Raw genomic sequence first — 22,117 nt, 5'->3', positions numbered from 1 at the left:
GCATGACGACCCCCGGATCCGAGTGGTGGCGGACAGCCGTCATCTACCAGGTGTACCCGCGTTCCTTCGCCGACGCGGACGGCGACGGCATCGGCGATCTGCCGGGCGCGCTCGCGCGCATCGATCACCTCGCGGACCTGGGGGTGGACGCGGTGTGGTTCTCGCCGTTCATGCCCTCGCCGCAGAAGGACGCGGGCTACGACGTGTCCGACTACCGCGACATCGACCCCATGTTCGGCACGCTCGCCGACTTCGACGCGTTTCTCATCGCCGCCCACGAGCGGGGGATTCGCGTGATCGTCGACCTCGTCCCGAACCACTCGAGCGACCAGCACCCGTGGTTCCAGGAGGCGCTCGCCGCGGGTCCCGGATCCGCCGCGCGGGGCCGCTACGTGTTCGCGAAGGGGAAGGGGCGCGGCGGCGCGCAGCCACCCAACAACTGGCCGTCGTTCTTCGGCGGGCCGGCCTGGAGCCGGCTCCCGGACGGCGAGTGGTACCTGCACCTGTTCGACTCCTCGCAGCCCGACTTCAACTGGGACAACCCCGAGGTGCGGGAGGAGTTCCGCGACGTCCTGCGGTTCTGGCTCGACCGCGGGGTCGACGGCTTCCGCGTCGACGTCGCCCACGGGCTCGTGAAGGACGCGGCGCTCCCCGACCGCGTCGTCGACACCTCCGGGCAGATGGGCGGGCTCGGGAACGAGGCGCCGTACCTCGCGCAGCCCGGCGTGCACGACATCTATCGCGACTGGCGGGCGTTGCTCGACACCTACGACGGCGACCGGACGCTGTGCGCGGAGGCATGGCTGCCGACCCTCGAGCAGGTCGCCCTGTGGGTGCGCCCCGACGAGATGCACCAGGCCTTCAACATGAACTACCTCGGCACGCCGTGGGACGCCGAGCGCCTGCGCCACGTCATCGACGAGTCGCGCACCGTGTTCGGCGCCGTGGGCGCGCCGCCCACCTGGGTGCTGTCCAACCATGACGTGATCCGCCACCCGTCGCGCCTCGCGCTGCCGGAGGAGGAGCAGGCCGAGGGCATCGGGCCCGCCTCGAAGGTCCTGCCCGACCCCGTCGTCGCGCGGCGCCGGGGGCGCGCCGCGACCGCGCTGATGCTCGCGCTGCCCGGATCCGCCTACCTGTTCCAGGGGGAGGAGCTGGGGCTGCCGGAGGTCGTCGAGATCCCGGACGCGGCGCGCCAGGATCCGCGCTTCATCCGGACGGGCGGCGGCGAGTACGGCCGCGACGGGTGCCGCGTGCCCCTACCGTGGACCGCGGGCGGCCCCGCCTTCGGGTTCAACGACACGGGCGCCTCGTGGCTCCCGCAGCCCGAGGGCTGGGGCGCGCACGCCCGCGACGCGCAGGCGGGGGATCCGGCCTCCACGCTCTCGCTCTACCGTGCGCTGCTGCGGCTGCGCCGGGCGCACGGGCTCGGATCCGGCGACCTCGAATGGGACACCGACGAGGGTGACGTCCTCGCGTTCCGCAATGGCGACGTGCGGGTCGTGGCGAACCTCGGCGCGGATCCCGTCCCGCTCCCGCCGGGGGAGGTCCTCGTGCGCAGCGGCGGGCGCGCCGCGGATCCGCTCGGTACCGACGAGACCGCGTGGATCCGGGTGTGAGGAGACTCGCAGGGACGCTTTCGTTGCGTCTGCATAGAATTTAGCCAGCCCCGGATCCCCCGGGGATCGTCGACGCCCCGGGAGCGACATGGCGCAGGGACGCAGCGGAAACCCCGCGAAGCGCGCAGAGCACGAGCAGACCACGAAGCAGCGGCGCGAGGAGCGCCGGCAGGAGAAGCTGGCGGAGTATCAGCGCCAGCTGGCCCGCTCCCGGCGCACGAAGAAGTTCGCGTGGATCGGCGGATCCGTCGCGGCCGTCGCCGTGATCGCCGCGATCGTGACTCTGTACGTCACGGCTCCCGAGCCGCTCAACGACTACAGCGCGGGGTCCTCGGGCGCCGCGATCGAGGGCGTGGAGACCTTCAACAACGAGACCGAGCACGTCGAGGGCACCGTCGACTATCCGCAGTCGCCGCCCGCGGGCGGCCCGCACAACGCCTACTGGCTTAACTGCGGCGTGTACTCCGAGCCCCAGACGAACGAGAACGCCGTGCACTCGCTCGAGCACGGCGCCGTGTGGCTGACCTACGACCCCGAGCAGGTGTCCGAGGAGGACGTCGAGCTGCTCGAGTCCTACGCCCCCTCGAGCTACTCGATCCTGTCGCCGTACCCCGGCATGGACACCCCGATCGCCGTGAGCGCGTGGAACGCGCAGCTGAAGGTCGACTCGGCGAACGACGAGCGGATCCGCGACTTCTACGAGGAGTACTGGCGCTCGGGCGACGTCCCGGAGCCGGGCGCGCTCTGCTCCGGCGCCGTCGACGGCCCGGGCAAGGTGAGCTGACGCCGTGAGCGAGGGGCGGACCCGGCGCGCGGGCGTACCGCGGCTGGTCGTGCTCGTCGTGCTCGTCGCCGTCGCGGGGCTGGCGTTCACCGCGGGCCGGATCGTCGCCGTCGGAGGCGAGACCGACCAGGCGGGTCCGAACGAGGCCGACGCGGGCTTCGCGCGCGACATGCAGGTGCACCACACCCAGGCCATCGAGATGGGCATGATTGCCTATCGCGCGACCGGCGACGAGGCCGTGCGGCTCATGGCGTACGACATCGCGACGGCGCAGGCCGGCCAGCGCGGCCAGATGTATCAGTGGCTCGAGACGTGGGGGCTGCCGCAGGCGGGGGATCCGCTCATGACGTGGATGCGCGGATCCGCCCATGACCATGGGGCGCCCGCCACGGCGACCGAGGAGGAGCTGCTCGAGGAGATGGGCATGGCCTCCGCGGAGGACATGCGGCGCCTCGAGGCCGCGTCGGGCACGGAGCTCGATTGCCTCTTCGTCGACCTCATGACGACCCACCACCTCGGCGCGATCGAGATGGTCGACGCCGTGGAGGAGATGGGGTCGCGGCCCGAGGTGCTCGGCACCGCGCGCGCCATGGGCGAGACGCAGCAGGCCGAGATCGCGGCGCTCGCCTCGATCGGCGCGCGTCTCGGCTGCGGGTGAGCCCCGCGCGGGGCCGCTACACCGCGGGAGCGAGCGCCGAGATCGTCGTGGTGACGCCGTCTCCGAAGCCGAGCGCGTAGCTCAGCGTGAGATCGCGGTCGTGCGCGCGGTCGGCGACGAGCACGCGCAGCGTCGCCGTGCCGGTGGAGTTGAGGGCCCCGGCCGCGACGGAGTTCGCCATGTCGATGTTGTGCATCTGCAGCTCCACGCGCGCACCGGGGCGGCCCGTGACGGTGACCGCGTAGAACGCCGCGCCGTCGATCTCGTCCGCCCGCTCCGCCGCGACGATGGTGAGGGGCGTCTCCGCCACCTCGCGCGCGGCCGGGGCGCTGGGCGCGCTGGACGGCGCCGACGGGCCGGACGCCGTCACCGTGTAGGAGTACGTGCCCGCGGCGAGCGTCTCCTCGTCGAGGAACGACGTCTCGGCCGTGGCCCCGAGCGTCGTCGCGGCACCTTCGGGGCCGGAGCGCGTGACGACGTACTCCGCCGCGCCGTCGACCGGCGCCCACGTCACGCGCCCGGAGGAGGTGACCGCCACGTCCTGCGGGGCGCCGAGCGCCACGTCGACGGTGGCGGGGTCGGAGGCGGCGCTCTCGCGCTCGCCCGCGGTCGCGAGAACGACGTACGCGTGCGTTCCCGGGGGAACCTCGATGTCGACGGCGGTCAGCTCCGCGGTCTCGTCGACCAGCTGCGCGTCGGCGAGCGCGCCGTCGTCGGTCCGGTAGACGCGGTAGGCCTCGGCGTCGTCGACGCCCTCCCAGCGGATCGTGACGGTGTGCGGCTCCGTGGCCGTCGCCGCGACGGCCGTCGGCGCCGCGAGCGGGGCCGGCTCCTCCGGGTCCGTCGGCTCGTCGGGGTCCTCCGGGTCGACGGGTTCGGTCGGATCGACCGGGTCAGTCGGGTCGACGGGTTCAGTCGGGCCCACGGGCTCGGTTGGGTCGACGGGCTCGGCCGGGTCGACCGGCGTCACGGGTTCCTCGGGCTCCGGGCCGCCCTCGGCCTCCGCCGGCGGGGCGACGTATTCGGCCGGCGGCGCGACGGTCGCCGCGCTCCGATCGCTCTCGGCCTCCCGCCGCGGGGACGCGCGCTCCGGCTCGGGCTCGTCGGCCCGGAGCGCCTGTCGCAGCGCGTCGCGCACCCCGAGCGCGGACAGCGTCGAGCGCGCGGGTGCGTCGGCGCCGTCGGCATAGACGACCGTGATCGCGGCGTCGTCCTCGACCTGGTCGGCCGTGACCCGTACGACAAGGGTGGAGAACCCGTCGCTGTCGAGGACCGCCTCGCCGACGGCCGGGCCGCCGACGGTGCGCGCCGCGGCGAGGGCGAGGTGACCGGCGAACCCGGTCGCGACGACGGTCGTGGATCCGTCGACGTGGGCGCTGACCGGCGCCCCCGCGGAGCCCGCGACGTCGAGCGCGACCGTGCCCTCGGCGGCGTCCACGACGCGGGCGCCCGAGATGTCGAGTGCGGCGCGCGGCGCGTCTTCCTCCTGCGCGGCGGGCGGATCCGTCTCCTCGGCCTGGGTGGCCTCCGTCAAGTCGTCCGACGCGCGCGTCTCGGCGTCCTCGGTCATGCTCCCCGACGAGAACTGGTCGCTGGCGGCCGAGGACGATGCGGGGCCGCCCGTGAAGGACGAGATCGCGACCGCCGCGACGAGCACGGCGGCGCTCGCGCCGCCCACCAGCACGCCCCCCACCGTCCAGGCGGCGCCAGCGCCGGCGGATCCGCCCGAGGAGGCGTGGCCGCCGGTGGCTGCGCCGCCCGCGACGACCGCGCCCCCGGCGCCCTCGACGACGCTCGGCGGCATCGCGGCCAGGGCCACGACGGCCTCCTCGCCGCGCTGGAGCGCCGCGAGATACGCGCCGGCCGCCGGCACGCCGATCGCGAGGGGGAGGAGCACCATGGCGAGGCGGCTGCCGACGTCCTCGGCCTCGTCCGCGACGATCGCGCAGCGCGTGCACTCGCCGAGGTGCGACTCGATCCGCTTCCGGTCGCGGGAGGAGAGGTTTCCGCGCGTGCGCGCGCCGAGGCGGTCGAGCACCCAGGCGTGCTCGGATCCCTCGGCCGACGCCGAGATGTGGGCCTGGATCCACGCCTCGCGGAGCCCTTCGCGGGCGCGCACCGCGAGCTGGGCGACGGCGCCCGCGCGCATTCCCACGAGCGGCGCGATCTCGCGCGGCTTCATCTGCTCGATCTCGGTGTACCAGAGCACCTCCTGCCACCGCGTGGGCAGGGAGCGGAACGCCGTGTGCGTGAGCCCGCGGTCGAGGGCCTCCTCGGTGGCGGCGTCGGTCGTGGCGGGGTCGGCGATGAGCTCGACCTCGTCGATCGCCACCTCGTGCCGTGCGCGCCCCCAGCTCGCCGCCGTGTTGCGGATCGCGGTGAAGAGGTAGGCGCGGAAGGAGCCCGTCGGGCCCCCGCCCCGCGCGACGGTTTGGAAGATGCGCGTGTACGCCTCCTGCACGAGATCGTCGGGGTCGATGCTCGTCGTGATGCTGCGCGCGGCCGTGATGCCGGAGCGGTAATGCCGCGTCCACAACTCTCCGAAGGCGGAGGTGTCACCCTCCCGCGTGCGGGTCACGAGGTCGACGTCCGACACGTGTGACGCGTCGCTGATGCGCGCCTCGCGGGTGTCGGGCATGGGTCTCCTCGGCAGGGTAATGGCCCTCAAGATTCTGCCCGCAACCCACGCGACGTGCCAAGCCCCCGGCCAAAATCTGCGGCGATTTTCAGACTGACCTTGGGTTTGTCTCGCGCGAGAATTTTTTCTCGGGAATCGCGTGATGATCCGTGAGGCCGCGCGTCTCATGGGGGAGAGAGTGACGTGCTCGGCGTGCGGAGGGGGCCGCATCCCGAGCGGGCGAACGGCGCGGCACGTTCGCCCGGCGGGGCTGCGGCCCCGCCGAGGGCCCGCACGACAGGAGGCACCGCGAACGGTGCGCGGAGCGTGTGGGCGGGGCCGGTGGATCGCCTTGGATCGGCCGGCCCCTGCCGTGCGCGTGACGCGTGTGACAAAAGTTGCCCGTGGTGCGGGTGGGGATCCGGCGATAGCCTGGTCACTCCGCCCGTCGACACGAGGACCGTCATGCCATTGAGCCCCGCGCGCCGCACCGCCATCGCGCTCGTCGCCGCGCTCGCCGTGACGGGGGCCGGTGTCTCCGCGGCGTGGGCCGACGGGGGCACGCCCGACGCGACGCTGGAGCAGGTCGCGGCGGAGGCGTTCGCCGACCCGGGCGTGGTCGCGGTCACGTACGACGGTGCTGACGCGTCGACGATCGTCATCCACACCGACGACGCCGGCGCCTTCACGACGATGTCCGGCCTCGCGCTCTCGTACGCGAACGTCGAGCTGGCCGACGAACCGGCGGAGGAGCTCGTGACGACGGCCGCGACGGACGTCGTCGGCGGGGCCGGCACCCTCGCGAGCGACGGCGCGACGACCCACACCTGCTCGCTCGGGTTCGCGGCATGGTCGCCCGCGGGCGAGCCCGCCCTGCTCACGGCGGGGCACTGCACCCTTGACGGGGCGCTGACGGACGTGGACCGGAGCGCGCCGGCCGACGAGCCCGCCGTCGGTGGGGACGGATCCGTCGTGCTCGACGACCTCGGCACGTACGGGTTCTCGCAGTTCGGTGGACCGGGGAACACCGCGGTCGGTGCGGAGGTCCAGGGCGAGACGGACATCGCGGTGATCGACGGCCTGGCGGACGGGCTTTCGCCCGTGCCGGCCGTCGCGGACTGGTCGACCGCCCTCACAGGCGACCTGGCCGCCGGATCCGTCCCGGTCACGGGCGTCGGCGTCGCGGCCGTCGGCGACACGGTCTGGCGCAGCGGGCGCAGCACCGGGTGGCGCGCGGGCGTAGTGACCGACACGGGCTTCTTCGCGATCGACGGTCGCGTGGTCTTCGGCCACGTGGCGGAGCAGACGGGGGCGGATCCGCTGGTGCTGCGCGGCGACTCGGGCGGCCCCGTCGTCGTCGGGGAGACCGCCGTGGGGATCGTGAGCGGGGGCAACGCCGCGGGCGACCGCCTGCTCTTCGCCGACCTCGCGTATGCGCTCGACGTCGTCGCGGCCCGGGCCGGGTCGTACGCCCTCATGCTCGACCTCGTCGAGCCGCAGCTGGCCGAGGGCGCCGCCGAGCCCGGATCCGCCGTCGCCGGGACCGCGCCCGCCGGCGCGACGGTGGAGGTCACGGGGGACATCGAGGCGACGCTCGAGGCCGACGGCGCCGGCGCGTTCGCGTTCGCGGCGCCGGCGGATCCCGGGACGTACGACGTCGAGCTTGTCGCCGCGCGCGGCTACGACCGCTCGGACGCGGTGTCGGCGACCGTGACGGTCGCGGCGCCCGCCGACGTGGACGCCGGGGATGACGCGGAGGGCGCGACGGGCGACGCGCAGGGCGCTGGGGGCGCGGCAGGCGAGACGGGCGACGCCGCCGGGGCGTCGGACGGCGCCGAGGAGCCGGGCGTCGACGGGGAAGCTGACGGTGCCGAGAGCGGCAGCCCCGACGCCGCGGGCGGCGTCGGGGGCGACGGAACCGCCTCGGGCGCGGCGGACGGGACGGGCGGCGAGGCCGAGACCGAGGCGGCCGAAGGCGGCACCGCAGACACCGCGGCCGCCGCCGACGGGGACGCTACGGGCGCGCCCGCGGGCGGCGATGCCTCCGCCGAGGGCGCCGCCGCGTCGGACGCGGCCGACGGCGGCGACGGCGCCGAGGGGGGCACGACGCCGAGCGAGGAGGGCGAGGGCCTGCCGGCGAAGGAATCGTCCGCCGGAAACGAGCCCGTCGCGGAGGGCATCGCGCCCGCCGCGGCGCCCGCCGAATCCGCGTCGCCGGTTCCGGCCGATCCGCTTCCTGCAGCGGCCGAGGCGGAGGCCGCGCGCCGGCTCGAGGCGACCGGCATCGAACGCACCGCCACGCTGCCGCTGACCGCCGCCGGGGCGCTCGCGCTCCTGGCCGGCCTCGCGATGCTGGCCGCGCGCCGCCGGTGGGTCGGCTGAGCCGGATCCCCCTCGCGGTCCGGCGCCCGCGGGCGCTATGATCGACAACGTCGCGACTGGCGTCTGAGGTGGGCCACCATCGGGGAGCGACACCCAAGAACGGCATTCGACCGCGCGCCTGGGCCGAAGCGATGACCACTATTCCGCTGAGTCGTTCTGGAGCACGCATGACCGAATCGCTTTTCAACGCCCCCCTCGCCGAGGTCGACCCCGAGATCGCGCAGGTCCTGCAGCGCGAGCTCGACCGCCAGCGCGGGTTCCTCGAGATGATCGCCTCGGAGAACTTCGTTCCCGTGTCGGTCCTGCAGGCGCAGGGATCCGTCCTGACGAACAAGTACGCCGAGGGCTACCCGGGCCGCCGCTACTACGGCGGCTGCGAGGAGGTCGACGTCGCGGAGAACCTCGCGATCGAGCGCGCCAAGTCCCTCTTCGGCGCGGGCTTCGCGAACGTGCAGCCGCACTCCGGCGCGTCGGCGAACGCCGCCGTGCTCCACGCCCTCGCGCGTCAGGGCGACACCGTGCTGGGGCTCTCGCTCGACCACGGCGGGCACCTCACCCACGGCATGAAGATCAACTTCTCGGGCCGGCTCTACGACATCGTCGCCTACGGCGTCGACCCCGAGACCTCGCTCGTCGACATGGACGAGGTGCGCCGCCTGGCGCACGAGCACCAGCCGAAGGTCATCATCGCGGGCTGGTCCGCCTACCCGCGCCAGCTCGACTTCGCCGAGTTCCGGCGGATCGCCGACGAGGTCGGCGCCTACCTGTGGGTCGACATGGCCCACTTCGCGGGCCTCGTGGCGGCGGGGATCCACCCGAACCCCGTCCCGCACGCGCACGTCGTCTCCTCGACCGTGCACAAGACGATCGGCGGGCCGCGCTCCGGCTTCATCCTGTCGAACGACGCGGACATCGCCAAGAAGATCAACTCCGCGGTGTTCCCGGGGCAGCAGGGCGGGCCGCTCATGCACGTGATCGCCGCGAAGGCCACGGCCTTCAAGCTGGCGGCGTCGGAGGACTTCCGCGACCGCCAGGAGCGCACGGTCCGCGGGGCGCAGATCCTCGCGGAACGCCTCCTCCAGCAGGACGTCCAGGACGCGGGCATCTCGATCCGCTCGGGCGGCACCGACGTCCACCTCGTCCTCGTCGACCTCCGCGACGCCGCGATCAACGGTAAGGAGGCCGAGGACCTCCTCCACGAGATCCGCATCACGGTCAACCGCAACGCCGTGCCGAACGACCCGCGCCCACCGATGGTCACCTCGGGCCTGCGCATCGGTACGCCGGCGCTCGCCACGCGCGGCTTCGGCGACGAGGAGTTCACCGAGGTCGCCGACGTGATCGCGCTCGCCCTCCAGCCCGGCGCCGACATTCCGGCCCTCCGCGGCCGCGTCGCCGCGCTCGCCGACCGCTTCCCGCTCTACCCGGGCGTCGAAGAGGCTGGCCAGGGCTACGCCGGCGCCTGACCCGACCCGCACGGGCGCCCCGCGAGTCGCGGGGCGCCCGCTCGTTCTGACGAAAAGGAGGCCGCGATGACCGCGAAGGTTCTCGACGGCAGGGCGGCGTCGGCCGCCATCACCCAGGAGCTCACCGAGCGCGTCGCGGCGCTGAAGGAGCGGGGCATCACCCCCGGCATTGCGACCGTGCTCGTCGGGGCGGACCCGGCGTCCCAGCTCTACGTCGGCATGAAGCACCGGCGCTCCGAGGCGATCGGCATGAATTCGATCCAGCGCGAGCTCCCCGCCGACGCCACGCAGGCCGAGGTCGAGGCGCTCATCGACGAGCTGAACGCGGATCCGTCCTGCCACGGATACATCGTGCAGCTGCCGCTCCCGAAGCACATCGACACCGACGCAGTCCTCGAACGGATCGACCCCGCGAAGGACGCCGACGGCCTGCACCCGACGAACCTCGGGCGCCTCGTGCTCAACGTCAACCGGCCCATCGAGACGCCGCTGCCGTGCACGCCCCGCGGCGTGATCGAGCTGCTCCTCCGCAACGACTACGACCTCGCGGGCAAGCACGTCGTCGTCGTCGGCCGCGGGATCACGATCGGGCGTTCCATCGGCCTGCTGCTCACGCGCCGGGAGATCAACGCGACCGTCACGCAGGTCCACACGGGCACCGTCGATATGGGGCGCTACCTGCGCCAGGCCGACGTCATCGTGGCCTCGGCGGGCGTGAAGCACCTCATCCGGCCCGAGGACGTCGCCCCTGGCGCCGCCGTGCTCGACGTCGGGGTGACGCGCGAGGACGATCCCGCGGGCGGGAAGCCCCTGGTCTTCGGCGACGTGCACCCGGACGTGGCGGACGTGGCCGGATGGCTCTCCCCGAACCCCGGCGGCGTCGGGCCGATGACCGTCGCGCTCCTCATGACGAACGTCGTCGAGGCCGCCGAGCGCGCGGCCGAGCGGGCCTGATCCCGCAACACAGGCGCCGGGCGGATCCGCGGGATCCGCCCGGCGCCTCTGCGTTCCGTCAGCTCTCGGCGTGCCGCTCGAGGAACTCGACGACGTCGCTCTCGGAGACGCCGGGGAAGTTGCCGCGCGGCAACGGGCTGAAGATGTGCGTGTGCACGCGCGCGCTCGGCCAGGCCCGCCCCGCCCAGCGCGCCGTAACGGACGGATCCGGCCGGCGGCAGCACGACTCGTCGGGGCACGTCGAGCTCGCGCGCATCTGGGTCTCGCGCCCGCGCCACCACTTCGCGTCGTCGAAGGGGACGCCGACCGTGATCGAGAAGTCGCCCGTGTCGCGGCTCCCGGTCTGCGTCGCGCACCAGAACGTCCCGGCCGGGGTGTCCGTGTACTGGTAGTGCTCGGTCGTGCGGTTCTGCTGCTCGAACGCCGTGCGCGCGGAGAACCGGCGGCAGACGATCTGGCCCTCGACCGCGCCCGTGACGTCCTGCGGCAGGGGCAGGTCGTCGTTCTCGTAGACGCGTTCGATCTGGCCCTCGCCCCCGACGCGGAGGAAGTGGAGCGACATGCCGAGGTGCTCGGTCATGAGGTTGGTCATGCGCATGCTCGCGGCCTCGTGCGTCACGCCGAACGCGTCGCGAAAGTCCTCGACGGCGAGATTGCGGTCCTTCTTCGCCTCCCGCAGAAACGCCACGCCGGCGGTCTCGGGGACGAGGCAGCACGCGGCGAAGTAGTTGATCTCGAGGCGTTGCTGCAGGAAGTCGGCGTAGGAGGTCGGCGGCTGGTGACCGAGGAGCCGGTGGGCCATCGCCTGCAACGCCATGGAGCGCAGGCCGTGACCGCCGGGGATGGACGCCGGGGGCAGGTAGATCCGGCCGTTTTCGAGGTCGGTGATCGAGCGGGTCGTGGACGGCAGGTCGTTGACGTAGATGAGGTCGAAGCCGAGACGCTCCGCCATGATGCTCACGGTGCGGTGCGTGAGCGCTCCGCGCGTGTGCCCGGCCTGCTGCAGTTGCTGCTCCGCGAGGCGCTCGATGTCCGGGAGGTAGTTGTGGCGCTCGCGCATGCGCAGGCGCAGCTCCGTGTTGGCGCGCCGGGCCTCCTCGGGGGTCGCGTTCGCCTCGCGGTCGCGCCGCTGCAGCTCGCGGTGCAGGCCCAGCACCGTCTCGAGCGCGTCGTCGGAGAGGCCCTTCGTCACCTTCAGCGGGGCGATCCCGAGCTGGCGGAACGAATGGGCGTGCTGGGCGCGCTCCAGCTCGATCTCGAGGGCGGCCCGGCGGTTCGGCGGCTCTGAGGAGATGAGGTCCGTCATCGCGATGCCCGTGGCCTCGGCGATGGCCTGCAGCAGCGTCAGCTTGGGCTCGCGCTTGCCGTTCTCGATGAGGCTCAGCTGGCTCCCCGCGACGCCGACCGCGGCGCCGAGGTCGTCGAGCGTCATGCCGCGGTCGAGGCGGAAGTGCCGGATCCGGTGCCCGAGCGTCTTGAGCTCGATGCGGGCGGGGGTGGCGGCGCCGGGGGTGTTGAGGCTCATTCCTTGATAGTAGCGAAAGAAGGGTCATTCTTTCGGCTCAAAAGAGCATCAAGGAGCCCCGAGGATGACGGAATCTAGATCTGCGCGGCGGTCTCGCCGCGCGACCCCCGCCCGGCCCGAAGGAGCGCACGATGGCCATCGCAGACCCGCAGACCCACGCCCGGACCTCCCGCCTCGCCGCGTACGGCGCCCAGCCGCGGTACGCGTCCGCCGCGTTCTCGGAGCTCGTCGCGTGGGTGCACGAGGTGGCCGAACTCACGACGCCGGACCGGATCCACTGGGTCGACGGATCCGCGGACGAGAACCGCGCGCTCCTCGACGACATGGTCGAACAGGGAACCCTGATCGCGTTGAACGACGAGTGGCGCCCGAACAGCTACCTCGCCCGGAGCGACGCCTCCGACGTCGCGCGCCTCGAGTCGCGCACGTTCATCGCCAGCGAGCGGGAGGCCGACGCGGGCCCCACGAACAACTGGGTCGCCCCCGACGAGATGCGCGCGACGCTCACGCCGCTGTTCGCCGGATCCATGCGCGGGCGCACGATGTTCGTCGTGCCGTTCTCCATGGGCAAGGTCGGTGGCCCGCTGTCCCAGATCGGGGTCCAGATCACCGACAGCCCGTACGCGGTCGCCTCGATCGAGATCATGACCCGCGTGGGCGAGGACGTGACGCGCCTCATCGCCGAGGGTGCGAGCTGGGTGCGCACCGTGCACTCCGTCGGGGACCCGCTGGCGCCCGGCGAGGTCGACTCCGCCTGGCCGTCGAACCCCGAGAAGTACATCGCGCACTTCCCGGAGACCCTCGAGGTCTGGTCGTTCGGATCCGGATACGGCGGCAACGCGATCCTCGCGAAGAAGTGCTACGCCCTGCGGATCGCCTCCGTCCTTGGCCGCGACCAGGGGTGGCTCGCCGAGCACATGCTCCTCATCCGCATCGTGTCCCCCGAGGGGCGGGCCTACCACGTGGCCGCGGCGTTCCCCTCGGCCTGCGGCAAGACGAACCTCGCCATGCTGCGCCCCACGCTCCCGGGCTGGCGCGTGGAGACGCTCGGCGACGACATCACGTGGATCCGCCCGGGCAGCGACGGGCGCCTGTACGCGATCAACCCCGAGGCGGGGTTCTTCGGCGTTGCGCCCGGCACGGGGGAGTCGACGAACATCACCGCCGTCGAGACGCTGCACGCCAACGTCATCTTCACGAACGTCGCGCTGCGGCCCGACGGCGACGTCTGGTGGGAGGGCCTCACGGACGAGGCACCGGACCGCCTCATCGACTGGCAGGGCCGGGACTGGACCCCGGACAGCGGCCGGCCGGCCGCGCACCCCAACTCGCGCTTCACGGTCGCCGCGTCCCAGGCCCCGTCGATCGCCGTCGACTGGGACGAGGCCGTCCCACTCGATGCGATCCTCTTCGGCGGCCGCCGCGCGACCAACGTGCCCCTCGTGGTCGAGTCGTTCGACTGGACGCACGGCGCCTTCATGGGGGCGACCATCTCCTCCGAGCGCACGGCCGCGGCCGAGGGCACGGTCGGCGAGCTGCGGCGCGATCCGTTCGCCATGATGCCGTTCTGCGGCTACAACATGGCGGACTACTTCGCGCACTGGGTCGGCATGGGCGAACGCGCCGAGGCGCTGCCGCGGATCTTCCAGGTCAACTGGTTCCGCAAGGGTGAGGACGGCCGTTTCCTATGGCCGGGCTTCGGCGAGAACGCGCGCGTGATCGAGTGGATCGTGCGCCGGCTCGAGGGCGCGGCCGATGCCGACGCCACGCCCATCGGCCACGTGCCGTCGAGCGGATCCCTCAACCTCGACGGCCTCGAAGTGAGCGGCGCCGACCTAGACGAGCTCTTCCGGATCGACCCCGACTCCTGGCTCGCCGAGGCCGACCTGACGGAGGACTTCTTCGGTTCGTTCGGGGACCGCATGCCCGCGGCCCTCATCGACCAGCTCGCCGCGCTGCGCGCGCGGCTTCAGGCCACGAAGGACTGACCGCACTCGGTCCTTCGTCCGCGCCCGCCCGGCCCGCACCCGGAACGGCGCACACCAGCGGCCCGTCCCTGCCGATCCGGGGGCGGGCCGCTTCATGCGTTCTCAGACGAGCAGCTGATGGGCGGCGAGGTCGCGGTACAGCGGCACGGACTCGACGAGCTCCGCGTGCGTCCCGCGCCCGACCACCCGGCCGCCGTCGAGGACGACGATCTCGTCGCTGTCCACGACGGTCGAGAGGCGGTGGGCGATGACGATGAGCGTGCGCCCCTCCGCGACCGCGTCGATCGCCTCGCGCATGCGCTGCTCGTTGACGCCGTCCAAGGACGACGTCGATTCGTCCAGCAACAGGATCGGGGGAGCGGCAAGGAGCGCGCGGGCGATCGCGAGGCGCTGGCGCTCGCCGCCGGACAGCATGACGCCGTCTTCGCCGACGGGGGTGTGGATCCCCTCGGTCGAGCGGTCGACGACGCCGCCGAGGTTGACCGCGCGCAGCGCGGCCTCGCAGTCGGCATCGGACGCGTCGGGCGAGGCGAGGCGCAGGTTGTCCGCGAGGGTGCCCGCGAGCGTCGGCGCGTCCTGCTCCACGTAGCCGAACTGCGCCCGCAGCACGTCCCGCGGCAGGTCGCGCACGTCGCGCCCGTGCAGGCGGATCGCGCCGCCGGTCGCGTCGTAGAAGCGCTCGATGAGCGCGAGGATGGTCGACTTGCCCGCGCCGGACGGGCCCACGAGGGCGACGCGCGACCCGCGCGGAACCTCGAACGACACCCCGCGGAGCACGTCGTCGCGGGCGTCGTCGATTTCCGCGTCCAGGTGGGCGTCGCCGGCCGCCTCGCGGACCGCCTCGGTCGCGCGGCGACGCGCCTCCACGACGTGCGATGGGTAGCGGAAGCGCACGTCCTCGAACGCCAGCGCGGGGGCGTGGCCCGGTGCCGGCGCGGCCGCGGTGGGGCGGTCCTCCGCGTCCTCCTCGGGCAGGTCGAGGACCTCCTGGATCCGCCCCAGCGCGCCGAGCGCCTGGCCCACGCTCGACAGCGCGCCGAAGGCCGACGCCAGCGGCATGATCATGAGGAACAGGAACATCGCGAACGTCACGAGCGACGCGACCGAAACGGCCCCGGAGGCGACGCGCATCCCGCCCACCCCGAGCACCACGAGGAGGGACACCTGGACCGCGACTCCCGCGACGGGCACGACGAGGGCCGAGGCCCGCGCGACGTCCAGCCCCGCACGGAACGCGTCCTCCGCCTGCGCCGTCACCGCCGCCTGCTCGCGGTCCGTCGCCCCCGCGGCGCGCACCGTCCGCACGGATCCGATGGCCCGCTCGATGCCGCTGGACAGCGCGCCCACCTGCTCCTGCTGGCGCGCCGTCGCCCCGCGGATCCGCCCCGACAGCGTGACGACGGCGACAACGGCCAGCGCGAGCACGCCCGCGATCGTCGCGAGCAGGACCGGGTCGATCACGAGCATCGCCACGAGGGCGCCGGCGAAGATCAGCACGTTCCCGACGCTGTCCGCCAGGCCCTGCGTGAGGACCGCGTAGAGCATGGTCGTGTCCGTGCCGACGCGGCTGACGAGGTCGCCCGTACGCCGCGCGTCGAACTCGCTGATCGGCAGGTGCAGGATCCGCCGGATCAGCTGCCGCCGGCTCGAGAAGACGACGGCCGTCCCCGTGCGCTGCAGGAGATAGTGCTGGTAGGCGCTCACGACCGACGAGACCACGACGAACGCTACGAGGCCCCAGATGAGCCAGCCGAGCGGATCCTCCGCCTGCACTCGCGCGATGACCTCGCCGATCACGAGCGGCTGGACGAGGGTGAACACCGCGCCGAGGACCGAGAGGATCGCGACGGCGGCGATCACCGGGCGGTTCTCAAAGACGAACGGCAACAGCTGACGGAGCGAGGCGCGCGGGCCGTCGATCTTCGGGGGCCGGGCGAAGGGGGAGCGTCGTGATTCGGACATCCCTCTTATTGTCCTCCCTCGCCGATGCCCCTGGACACGCGAGAGGCGCGGACCCCACGGATCCGCGCCCCTCGCCTCACTCGTCGTCAGCGCGAGGAGATGTCGACGTCCTTCGTCTCCTTGCTGAGTACGACGGCAATAAGCGTCAGCACGCCCGCGCCGGCGAGGTACATGCCCACGAGCCAGGGGCTGCCGCCCGCGAGGCCCCACAGCCAGATCGCGATCATGGGGGCGACGGCCGCGCCGAGGATCGACGAGACGTTGTAGGCGACGGCGGATCCGGTGTAGCGCACCGCGGTCGGGAACAGCTCGGGCAGGAGCGCGCCCATCGGGCCGAACGTCATGCCCATCAGCAGGAAGCCGAATACCAGGAAGGCCTGCACGAGGGCGCCCGTGAACAGCTCGCTCGACTGCGGCGTGAGGAACACGACGTACGACAGGCCGAACACGATGATGGCGGCCGTGACCCAGATCAGCAGGCGGCGCCGGCCGATCGCGTCGGCGAGCGGCCCCGAGATGAGCGTGAACAGTCCAAAGAACACCACGCCGATGATCTGCATCAGCACGAAGTCGGTGCGCGCGAACCCGAGGCCCGGCACGGCGGCGTCCGTCGGGGTCGTCCCGTAGCTGAGCGTGAAGCTCGTCATGAGGTAGAAGAGCACGTAGGTCGCGAGCATGATGAACGTGCCGAGAATCAGCTGCCACCAGTACTTCTGGAAGACGTAGCCGACGGGAACCTTGCGGATCTCGCCCTTCTTCTCCGCCTTCTGGAACGCGTCCGACTCCACGAGCTTCAGGCGGACCCACAGGCCCACGATCACCATCACGGCCGAGAACAGGAACGGGATCCGCCAGCCCCACGCGAGGAACGCCTCGCTCGCCGCGCCGTCCTCGCCCGGCATCGCCAGGTTGATCGTCAGGAACAGCAGGTTCGCGATGATGAAGCCGATCGGCGCGCCCAGCTGCGGGAACGTGCCGTACAGCGCGCGCTTGCCCTCGGGTGCGTTCTCCGTCGCCACGAGCGCCGCGCCGGACCACTCACCGCCGAGCGCAAAGCCCTGCGCGAGGCGGCACAGGAGCAGCAGGAATGCGGCCCACGCGCCGATGTCGTTGTGCGTCGGGAGCAGGCCGATCACGAACGTCGCGATGCCCATCGTCAGCAGCGACGCGACGAGCGTGCCCTTGCGGCCGAACTTGTCCCCGAAATGGCCGAAGACGATCGCGCCAATCGGGCGCGCGACCATCGCCGCGCCAAACACGCCGAACGAGGCGAGCAGCGCCGTCGTCGGGTTCCCCGTCGGGAAGAAGAGCACGGGGAAGACGAGGGCGGCCGCCGTGGCGTACGCGTAGAAGTCGTAGAACTCGATCGTCGTGCCGACGAGGCTCGCCGTGATGACGCGGCCGCGCGAGTTGAGGGGTTTCGTGCCCGCGTCCTGCTGCGAGGACCGGGCGGGAGCTGTCGAAGTCATACTGCTACCTGAGATACGTGGATGTGCCCGAGAGGGCGGGACGGGCGATCGGCCGAAGAGGCGCAGAATCACCGCGTGCGCCGATCTGGTGATCGACGCACGATGAGCAAGCATACGCTCCTATGTGCGCACAATGAGCATCGCGCCCGCGCATCCCGGCCGAAGTGCCGGGTGCGCGGGCGCGAGACGCGGGGAAAATTGGGCAGGATGCTTAGGATCCCGCGGATCCGGGGTGCATCACCAGATGACGGCCAGTGCCGCGTTGAGCACCGTGAGCAGGCCGATGAGCCAGAAGATGGCCGCCGGCGCCGAGCCCGTACGCTTCTGCCGCGCGGCGCCGATGCCCAGTAGCGCGCCGATGACGACGACGACCACAAGCTTGATCGCGATCTTCGTGTAGTTCAGCTCGCCGTCGATGCCCCACGGCGCCGCCAGCGCCAGGCCGGCCACGAGCGCGATCGCCAGCCCCCAGTGCATCACGCGCGTGATCTCGCGGCGGCGCGACGCCACCTCGACGATCCACGCCCCGAACAGCGTGGCGAATCCGATGAGGTGAACGAGAACGACGATGCTCCGCAGGGTCTCCATGAGTTCTACTCTACGTAGAAAGTGGGGGTGGTGCCATGCGGGTGTCGCGTTGTGCGTCGCGTTTCGGGGTCGCTCCGCGCCTCGCCCCGGCGTCGCCGCGATCCCGTCGCCCTCGTTCCTCGGGCTCCCCGCCAGGCCCGAGCCAGCGGCGCCGCCGGGGCGAGGCGCTGCGCTATCGCCGAGGGAGAGCGTCGGCGAGGCGCTGCCCTGTCGCCGGGGGAAGGGGCGGACGGCGTCGCCGCGATCCCGTCGCCCTCGTTCCTCGGGCTCCCCGCCAGGCCCGAGCCAGCGGCGCCGCCGGGGCGAGGCGCTGCGCTATCGCCGAGGGAGAGCGTCGGCGAGGCGCTGCCCTGTCGCCGGGGGAAGGGGCGGACGGCGTCGCCGCGATCCCGTCGCCCTCGTTCCTCGGGCTCCCCGCCAGGCCCGAGCCAGCGGCGCCGCCGGGGCGAGGCGCTGCGCTATCGCCGAGGGAGGGGCGGCGCGGGGCGCGTCAGGCGGTAAGGGAGCGGATGGCGTCCAGGGCGCGGAGCGCCGCGTCGGCCGCCTCGTAGCCCTTGTCCTCCTTCGAGCCCGGGAAGCCCGCGCGGTCGATGCCCTGCTGTTCGTCGTCGAGGGTGAGGACGCCGAACCCGACGGGCTTGCCCGTGTCGAGCGCGAGCCGCGTGAGCCCGTCCGTCGTGCTCGCGGCGATGTACTCGAAGTGCGGGGTGCCGCCGCGGATGATCACGCCGAGCGCGATCACCGCGTCGGCGCCGCCGTCGAGCGCGGCCTTCGCCACGACGGGAAGCTCGAAGGCTCCGGCGACGCGCACGACGCGGTAGTCGGCGTTCGCCTCCTCCAGGAGGCGCTCGGATCCGGCGACGAGGCCCGACACGATCTCCTCGTGCCACGTGCCCGCCACGACGACGACGCGCGTTCCTGTCGCGTCGATCCCGCCCTGGGTGGGTTGTCCGGTTCCGGCCATGTGCTTATGCTCCTTCGTGCATGCGGGCGACGGCGGCCTGCAGCTCGGCCTCGCCGATGACGTGCCCCATGCGGTCGCGCTTGGTCTCGAGGTACTGGTGGTTGTTGGGCCCGACGCCGACGATGAGCGGCACCTGCTCCGTGACGTCGATGCCGAACCCGCGCAGCTGGTTCACCTTGTCGGTGTTGTTCGTGAGCAGGCGCAGGCGCTCGATGCCGAGGTCGGCGAGGATCGACGCGGCTGCCGCGTAGTCGCGGGCGTCGGCGGGGAGGCCCAGCTCGGTGTTCGCGTCGAGGGTGTCGAAGCCGCGCTCCTGCAGCGCGTAGGCGCGCAGCTTGTTGATGAGCCCGATGCCGCGCCCCTCGTGGCCGCGCATGTAGACGACGACGCCGCCCTCCCGGGCGATCGTGTCGAGCGCGGCGTCGAGCTGCGGCCCGCACTCGCACTTCTGGGATCCGAACGCCTCGCCCGTCAGGCACTCCGAGTGCACCCGCACGAGCGGCGCGTCGACCGTGAGGTCGCCCGCGACGATCGCGAGGTGGTCCGTGCCCGTCATGCGGTCGCGGTAGGCGAGGAAGCGCAGGTCGCCGTGGGACGTCGGCACCGTCGTGTCGGCGCGGAGGCTCACGGCGCGCTGGGCGGTCGCGGGCGCGGGGCGCGGATCCGCCTCGTCGAGGTACGCCGCCAGCTGCTCGATCGTGATGACCGGCACGTTCTCGGCGCGGCCCATCTCGAGCAGGCCCGGCAGGCGCATCATCTCGCCGTCGTCGGCGACGACCTCGCCGATGACCCCGACGGGGCTCACCCCGGCGAGGCGCATCAGGTCGACGGCCGCCTCGGTGTGGCCCGCGCGCTCCCGCACCCCGCCCGGCCGCGCGCGCAGCGGCAGCACGTGGCCCGGGCGGATGAGGCTCGCGGGCGTGGCGTCCGGATCCGCCAGCACGTTCAGCGTGTGCGCGCGGTCGCGGGCGCTGATGCCGGTCGTGACGCCCTCGGCGGCGTCCACCGAGACGGTGTATGCCGTCGAGCGCATGTCCTCGTTGCGCTCGACCATGGGTGGCAGCTCGAGGCGATCCGCCCATTCCTGCGGCATCGGCGCGCAGAGGTAGCCCGATGTGTAGCGGACCATCCAGGCGATCGTCTCCGGCGAGGCGAGCTCCGCCGAGATGATGACGTCGCCCTCGTTCTCGCGGTTCTCGTCGTCCGCCACGAGCACGGGGCGCCCGGCGCGGAGCGCGTCGATCGCGTCCTCGATGGAGGACAGCGGGGGGAGGTCGGACAGGCTCATCGCACGGATCCTTCGGTCGCAGGGGCGCTCGCGAACGCCACGAGACGCTGCACGTGGCGGGCGAGGATGTCGGTTTCGACGTTGACGCGGTCGCCCGCGCGGCGCTCGCCGAAGGTCGTGGCGCGCAGCGTCTCCGGGATAAGCGACACCTCGAGCCACGGACGCTGCGCGCTCGCGTCGCTCACGGCGCTGATCGTCAGCGATGTGCCGTCGAGGGTGACGGATCCCTTGTCGACGACGAGCGGGGCGAGCTCGGGCGCGATCTCGATCCGCACGACCTGCCACTCGTCGCCCGGCCGAACCTCCGCGACCGTGCCGGTGCCGTCGATGTGGCCCTGCACGATGTGTCCGCCGAGGCGGCCGCCGGACGCGAGCGCGCGCTCGACGTTGACGGTGCGGCCGGGGGCGACGTCGTCGAGGGTCGACATGTCGAGGGTCTGGCGCATGACGTCGGCGGTGAAGGCCTCGTCGGTCCACGCGACGACCGTCAGGCACACACCGCTGACGGCGATCGAGTCGCCGTGACGCACGCCCTCGATCGCGCCGGGGGCGTGGATCGTGAGGCGCACGCCGTCGCCCGACGGCTCGACGGCCGTGACCCGGCCGATCTCCTCGATGATTCCCGTGAACATCAGTCGGCTTCTCCTTCGGGGGAGGCGATGACCAGCAGGTCCTCGCCGAAGCGGTCGATACGGTCGATGGTGAGGCGGCGCTGCTGGGTGATGCCCGCCACGCCGACGTCGGTGAGCGCCACGCGCGGCCCGCCGAGGAGCGTCGGCGCGACATAGGCGAGGATCCGGTCGACGAGCCCCGCGGCGATGAAGGCGCTCGCGAGTGTGGGGCCGCCCTCCACGAAGACGCGGTGGTGGCCGCGGTCGGCCAGGTCCGCGAGGACGTCCTCGAGGGAATGCGTCGCATAGACGAGAGGCGCGTGCGGGTGGTCGTGGATCCGCGCGCCCGCGGGAACGGCCCGCGCCCCGATCACGATCGGGACCGGCTGGTGCGGGTGGAGGGCGTCCCCGTCGCGAGCCGTCAGGGCGGGGTCGTCGGCGAGCAGCGTGCCCGTGCCTACGACGATGGCGTCGGACGCGGCCCTTCGGCGGTGCACGTCGGCCCGCGCCGCGGCGCCCGTGATCCACTGGCTCGTGCCGTCCGCCGCCGCGGCCCGGCCGTCGAGGCTCTGCGCCCACTTGACGGTGACGTGCGGGCGCCCGAGTCGGCGCGTCTCGAGCCACGGGGCGAGGAAGGCGCGGGCCTCGGGCTCGAGGATCCCGCCCTCCACGTCGACGCCCGCGGCCCGCAGCCGCGCGGCGCCGCCGCCCTCGTGCTCACCGGGGTCGTCGAGCGCATACACGACGCGGGCAACCCCCGCCTCGATCAGCGCGAGCGCGCACGGGCCCGTGCGCCCCGTGTGATTGCAAGGCTCGAGGGTCACGACCGCCGTGGCGCCGCGCGCGGCTCCCGACGGCAGCTGCGCGAGGGCGTCGACCTCGGCGTGCGGGGTGCCGGCGCCGCGGTGCCAGCCCTCGGCGAGGACGTCGCCCGCGGGGGACAGCAGCACCGCGCCGACCTGGGGGTTCCTGCTCGCGGGGCCACGGGCCGCCAGCTCCAGCGCGCGATGCATCGCGGCGAGCTCGGGCTGCGTGACCATCCGGATCCCTCTCATGCGGGTGCGCCGGGGTTCGCAGATCAGGGCCCTGGGGCCCGCCGTGCCACCTTCCATCCGGACTCGCTGGCCGGGGCCAGCATCACCGTCGGTTCCGGATTTTCACCGGATCAACCCCTGTTCGCAGGAGGTCGCGGACTATCACCGCCGGTTCGGATTCTCACCGACCCCGGAGCACGTGCACTCA

At 72.9% G+C, this 22,117-nt stretch carries 16 protein-coding genes and 1 riboswitch; of the genes, 7 read left to right on the top strand and 9 right to left on the bottom strand.

Annotated elements, in window-relative coordinates; translation table 11 throughout:
- Window positions 1-2: 2 nt before the first annotated feature.
- The 3 genes from GJQ66_RS04370 (at window position 3) to GJQ66_RS04360 (ending at window position 3,061) form a co-directional block, all read left to right on the top strand.
- Entirely contained in the window at window positions 3-1,619 is a 1,617-nt protein-coding gene (locus GJQ66_RS04370) for a glycoside hydrolase family 13 protein (RefSeq protein WP_155048127.1), read from the top strand.
- Between the two features lie 88 nt (window positions 1,620-1,707).
- Window positions 1,708-2,403 (top strand): DUF3105 domain-containing protein, encoded by a 696-nt coding sequence (locus GJQ66_RS04365; RefSeq protein ID WP_155048126.1) that lies wholly within the window; start codon window positions 1,708-1,710, stop codon window positions 2,401-2,403.
- A 4-nt stretch (window positions 2,404-2,407) separates the two neighbouring features.
- Window positions 2,408-3,061 carry a DUF305 domain-containing protein gene (locus tag GJQ66_RS04360; protein WP_368732654.1) on the top strand — a complete coding sequence of 218 codons (654 nt, stop codon included), beginning with the start codon at window positions 2,408-2,410 and terminating at the stop codon, window positions 3,059-3,061.
- 16 nt (window positions 3,062-3,077) lie between these two features.
- On the opposite strand, the gene GJQ66_RS15260 is transcribed toward GJQ66_RS04360, so the two are convergent.
- On the bottom strand, window positions 3,078-5,699 hold the full coding sequence (locus GJQ66_RS15260; RefSeq protein ID WP_196215811.1) for a sigma-70 family RNA polymerase sigma factor: 2,622 nt from the start codon (window positions 5,697-5,699) through the stop codon (window positions 3,078-3,080).
- A gap of 444 nt (window positions 5,700-6,143) precedes the next feature.
- Here GJQ66_RS15260 and GJQ66_RS04350 point away from each other — a divergent pair, with 444 nt between their 5' ends.
- From GJQ66_RS04350 to GJQ66_RS04340, 3 genes are all read left to right on the top strand, one after another.
- Window positions 6,144-8,060 (top strand): S1 family peptidase, encoded by a 1,917-nt coding sequence (locus tag GJQ66_RS04350; protein ID WP_155048124.1) that lies wholly within the window; start codon window positions 6,144-6,146, stop codon window positions 8,058-8,060.
- Between the two features lie 167 nt (window positions 8,061-8,227).
- Window positions 8,228-9,526, top strand: a complete 1,299-nt coding sequence (gene glyA / locus GJQ66_RS04345; protein WP_155048123.1) for a serine hydroxymethyltransferase — start codon at window positions 8,228-8,230, stop codon at window positions 9,524-9,526.
- A gap of 66 nt (window positions 9,527-9,592) precedes the next feature.
- On the top strand, window positions 9,593-10,480 hold the full coding sequence (locus GJQ66_RS04340) for a bifunctional methylenetetrahydrofolate dehydrogenase/methenyltetrahydrofolate cyclohydrolase (RefSeq protein WP_155048122.1): 888 nt from the start codon (window positions 9,593-9,595) through the stop codon (window positions 10,478-10,480).
- 58 nt (window positions 10,481-10,538) lie between these two features.
- Here the strand turns inward: GJQ66_RS04340 and GJQ66_RS04335 are convergent, their stop codons facing one another.
- Window positions 10,539-12,005, bottom strand: coding sequence for an XRE family transcriptional regulator (locus tag GJQ66_RS04335; RefSeq protein ID WP_155048121.1), 1,467 nt, complete (start codon window positions 12,003-12,005; stop codon window positions 10,539-10,541).
- A 131-nt stretch (window positions 12,006-12,136) separates the two neighbouring features.
- Between GJQ66_RS04335 and GJQ66_RS04330 the strand changes: the two genes are divergently transcribed.
- Window positions 12,137-13,993, top strand: coding sequence for a phosphoenolpyruvate carboxykinase (GTP) (locus GJQ66_RS04330; RefSeq protein WP_155048120.1), 1,857 nt, complete (start codon window positions 12,137-12,139; stop codon window positions 13,991-13,993).
- Window positions 13,994-14,095: 102 nt separating this feature from the next.
- Here GJQ66_RS04330 and GJQ66_RS04325 read toward each other — a convergent pair whose 3' ends face one another.
- The 7 genes from GJQ66_RS04325 to ribD form a co-directional block, all read right to left on the bottom strand.
- Window positions 14,096-15,955, bottom strand: a complete 1,860-nt coding sequence (locus GJQ66_RS04325; RefSeq protein WP_155048119.1) for an ABC transporter ATP-binding protein — start codon at window positions 15,953-15,955, stop codon at window positions 14,096-14,098.
- 86 nt (window positions 15,956-16,041) lie between these two features.
- Window positions 16,042-17,424: an MFS transporter gene (locus tag GJQ66_RS04320; protein ID WP_155048118.1), complete on the bottom strand. Its 1,383-nt coding sequence runs from the start codon at window positions 17,422-17,424 to the stop codon at window positions 16,042-16,044.
- A 237-nt stretch (window positions 17,425-17,661) separates the two neighbouring features.
- Entirely contained in the window at window positions 17,662-18,012 is a 351-nt protein-coding gene (locus GJQ66_RS04315) for a Fe-S protein (RefSeq protein WP_155048117.1), read from the bottom strand.
- 490 nt (window positions 18,013-18,502) lie between these two features.
- Complete coding sequence (gene ribH, locus GJQ66_RS04310; RefSeq protein WP_155048116.1) at window positions 18,503-18,976, bottom strand: 6,7-dimethyl-8-ribityllumazine synthase; 474 nt, start codon at window positions 18,974-18,976, stop codon at window positions 18,503-18,505.
- 4 nt (window positions 18,977-18,980) lie between these two features.
- Window positions 18,981-20,264: a GTP cyclohydrolase II gene (gene ribA / locus GJQ66_RS04305; RefSeq protein WP_155048115.1), complete on the bottom strand. Its 1,284-nt coding sequence runs from the start codon at window positions 20,262-20,264 to the stop codon at window positions 18,981-18,983.
- Complete coding sequence (locus tag GJQ66_RS04300) at window positions 20,261-20,896, bottom strand: riboflavin synthase (protein WP_155048114.1); 636 nt, start codon at window positions 20,894-20,896, stop codon at window positions 20,261-20,263. Before GJQ66_RS04300 ends, ribA begins: the two co-directional genes overlap by 4 nt.
- The gene (gene ribD / locus GJQ66_RS04295) at window positions 20,896-21,915 is read right to left on the bottom strand and encodes a bifunctional diaminohydroxyphosphoribosylaminopyrimidine deaminase/5-amino-6-(5-phosphoribosylamino)uracil reductase RibD (protein ID WP_155048113.1); all 1,020 of its coding nucleotides are present in this window, start codon (window positions 21,913-21,915) and stop codon (window positions 20,896-20,898) included. Before ribD ends, GJQ66_RS04300 begins: the two co-directional genes overlap by 1 nt.
- Window positions 21,916-21,971: 56 nt before the next feature.
- Window positions 21,972-22,110: riboswitch (FMN riboswitch) on the bottom strand.
- Window positions 22,111-22,117: the final 7 nt, after the last annotated feature.

Origin of the sequence: Microbacterium sp. ZXX196, from assembly GCF_009709595.1 — a bacterium.
GTDB lineage: Bacteria > Actinomycetota > Actinomycetes > Actinomycetales > Microbacteriaceae > Microbacterium > Microbacterium excoecariae.
This window is presented reverse-complemented; position numbering and strand designations above follow the sequence as displayed.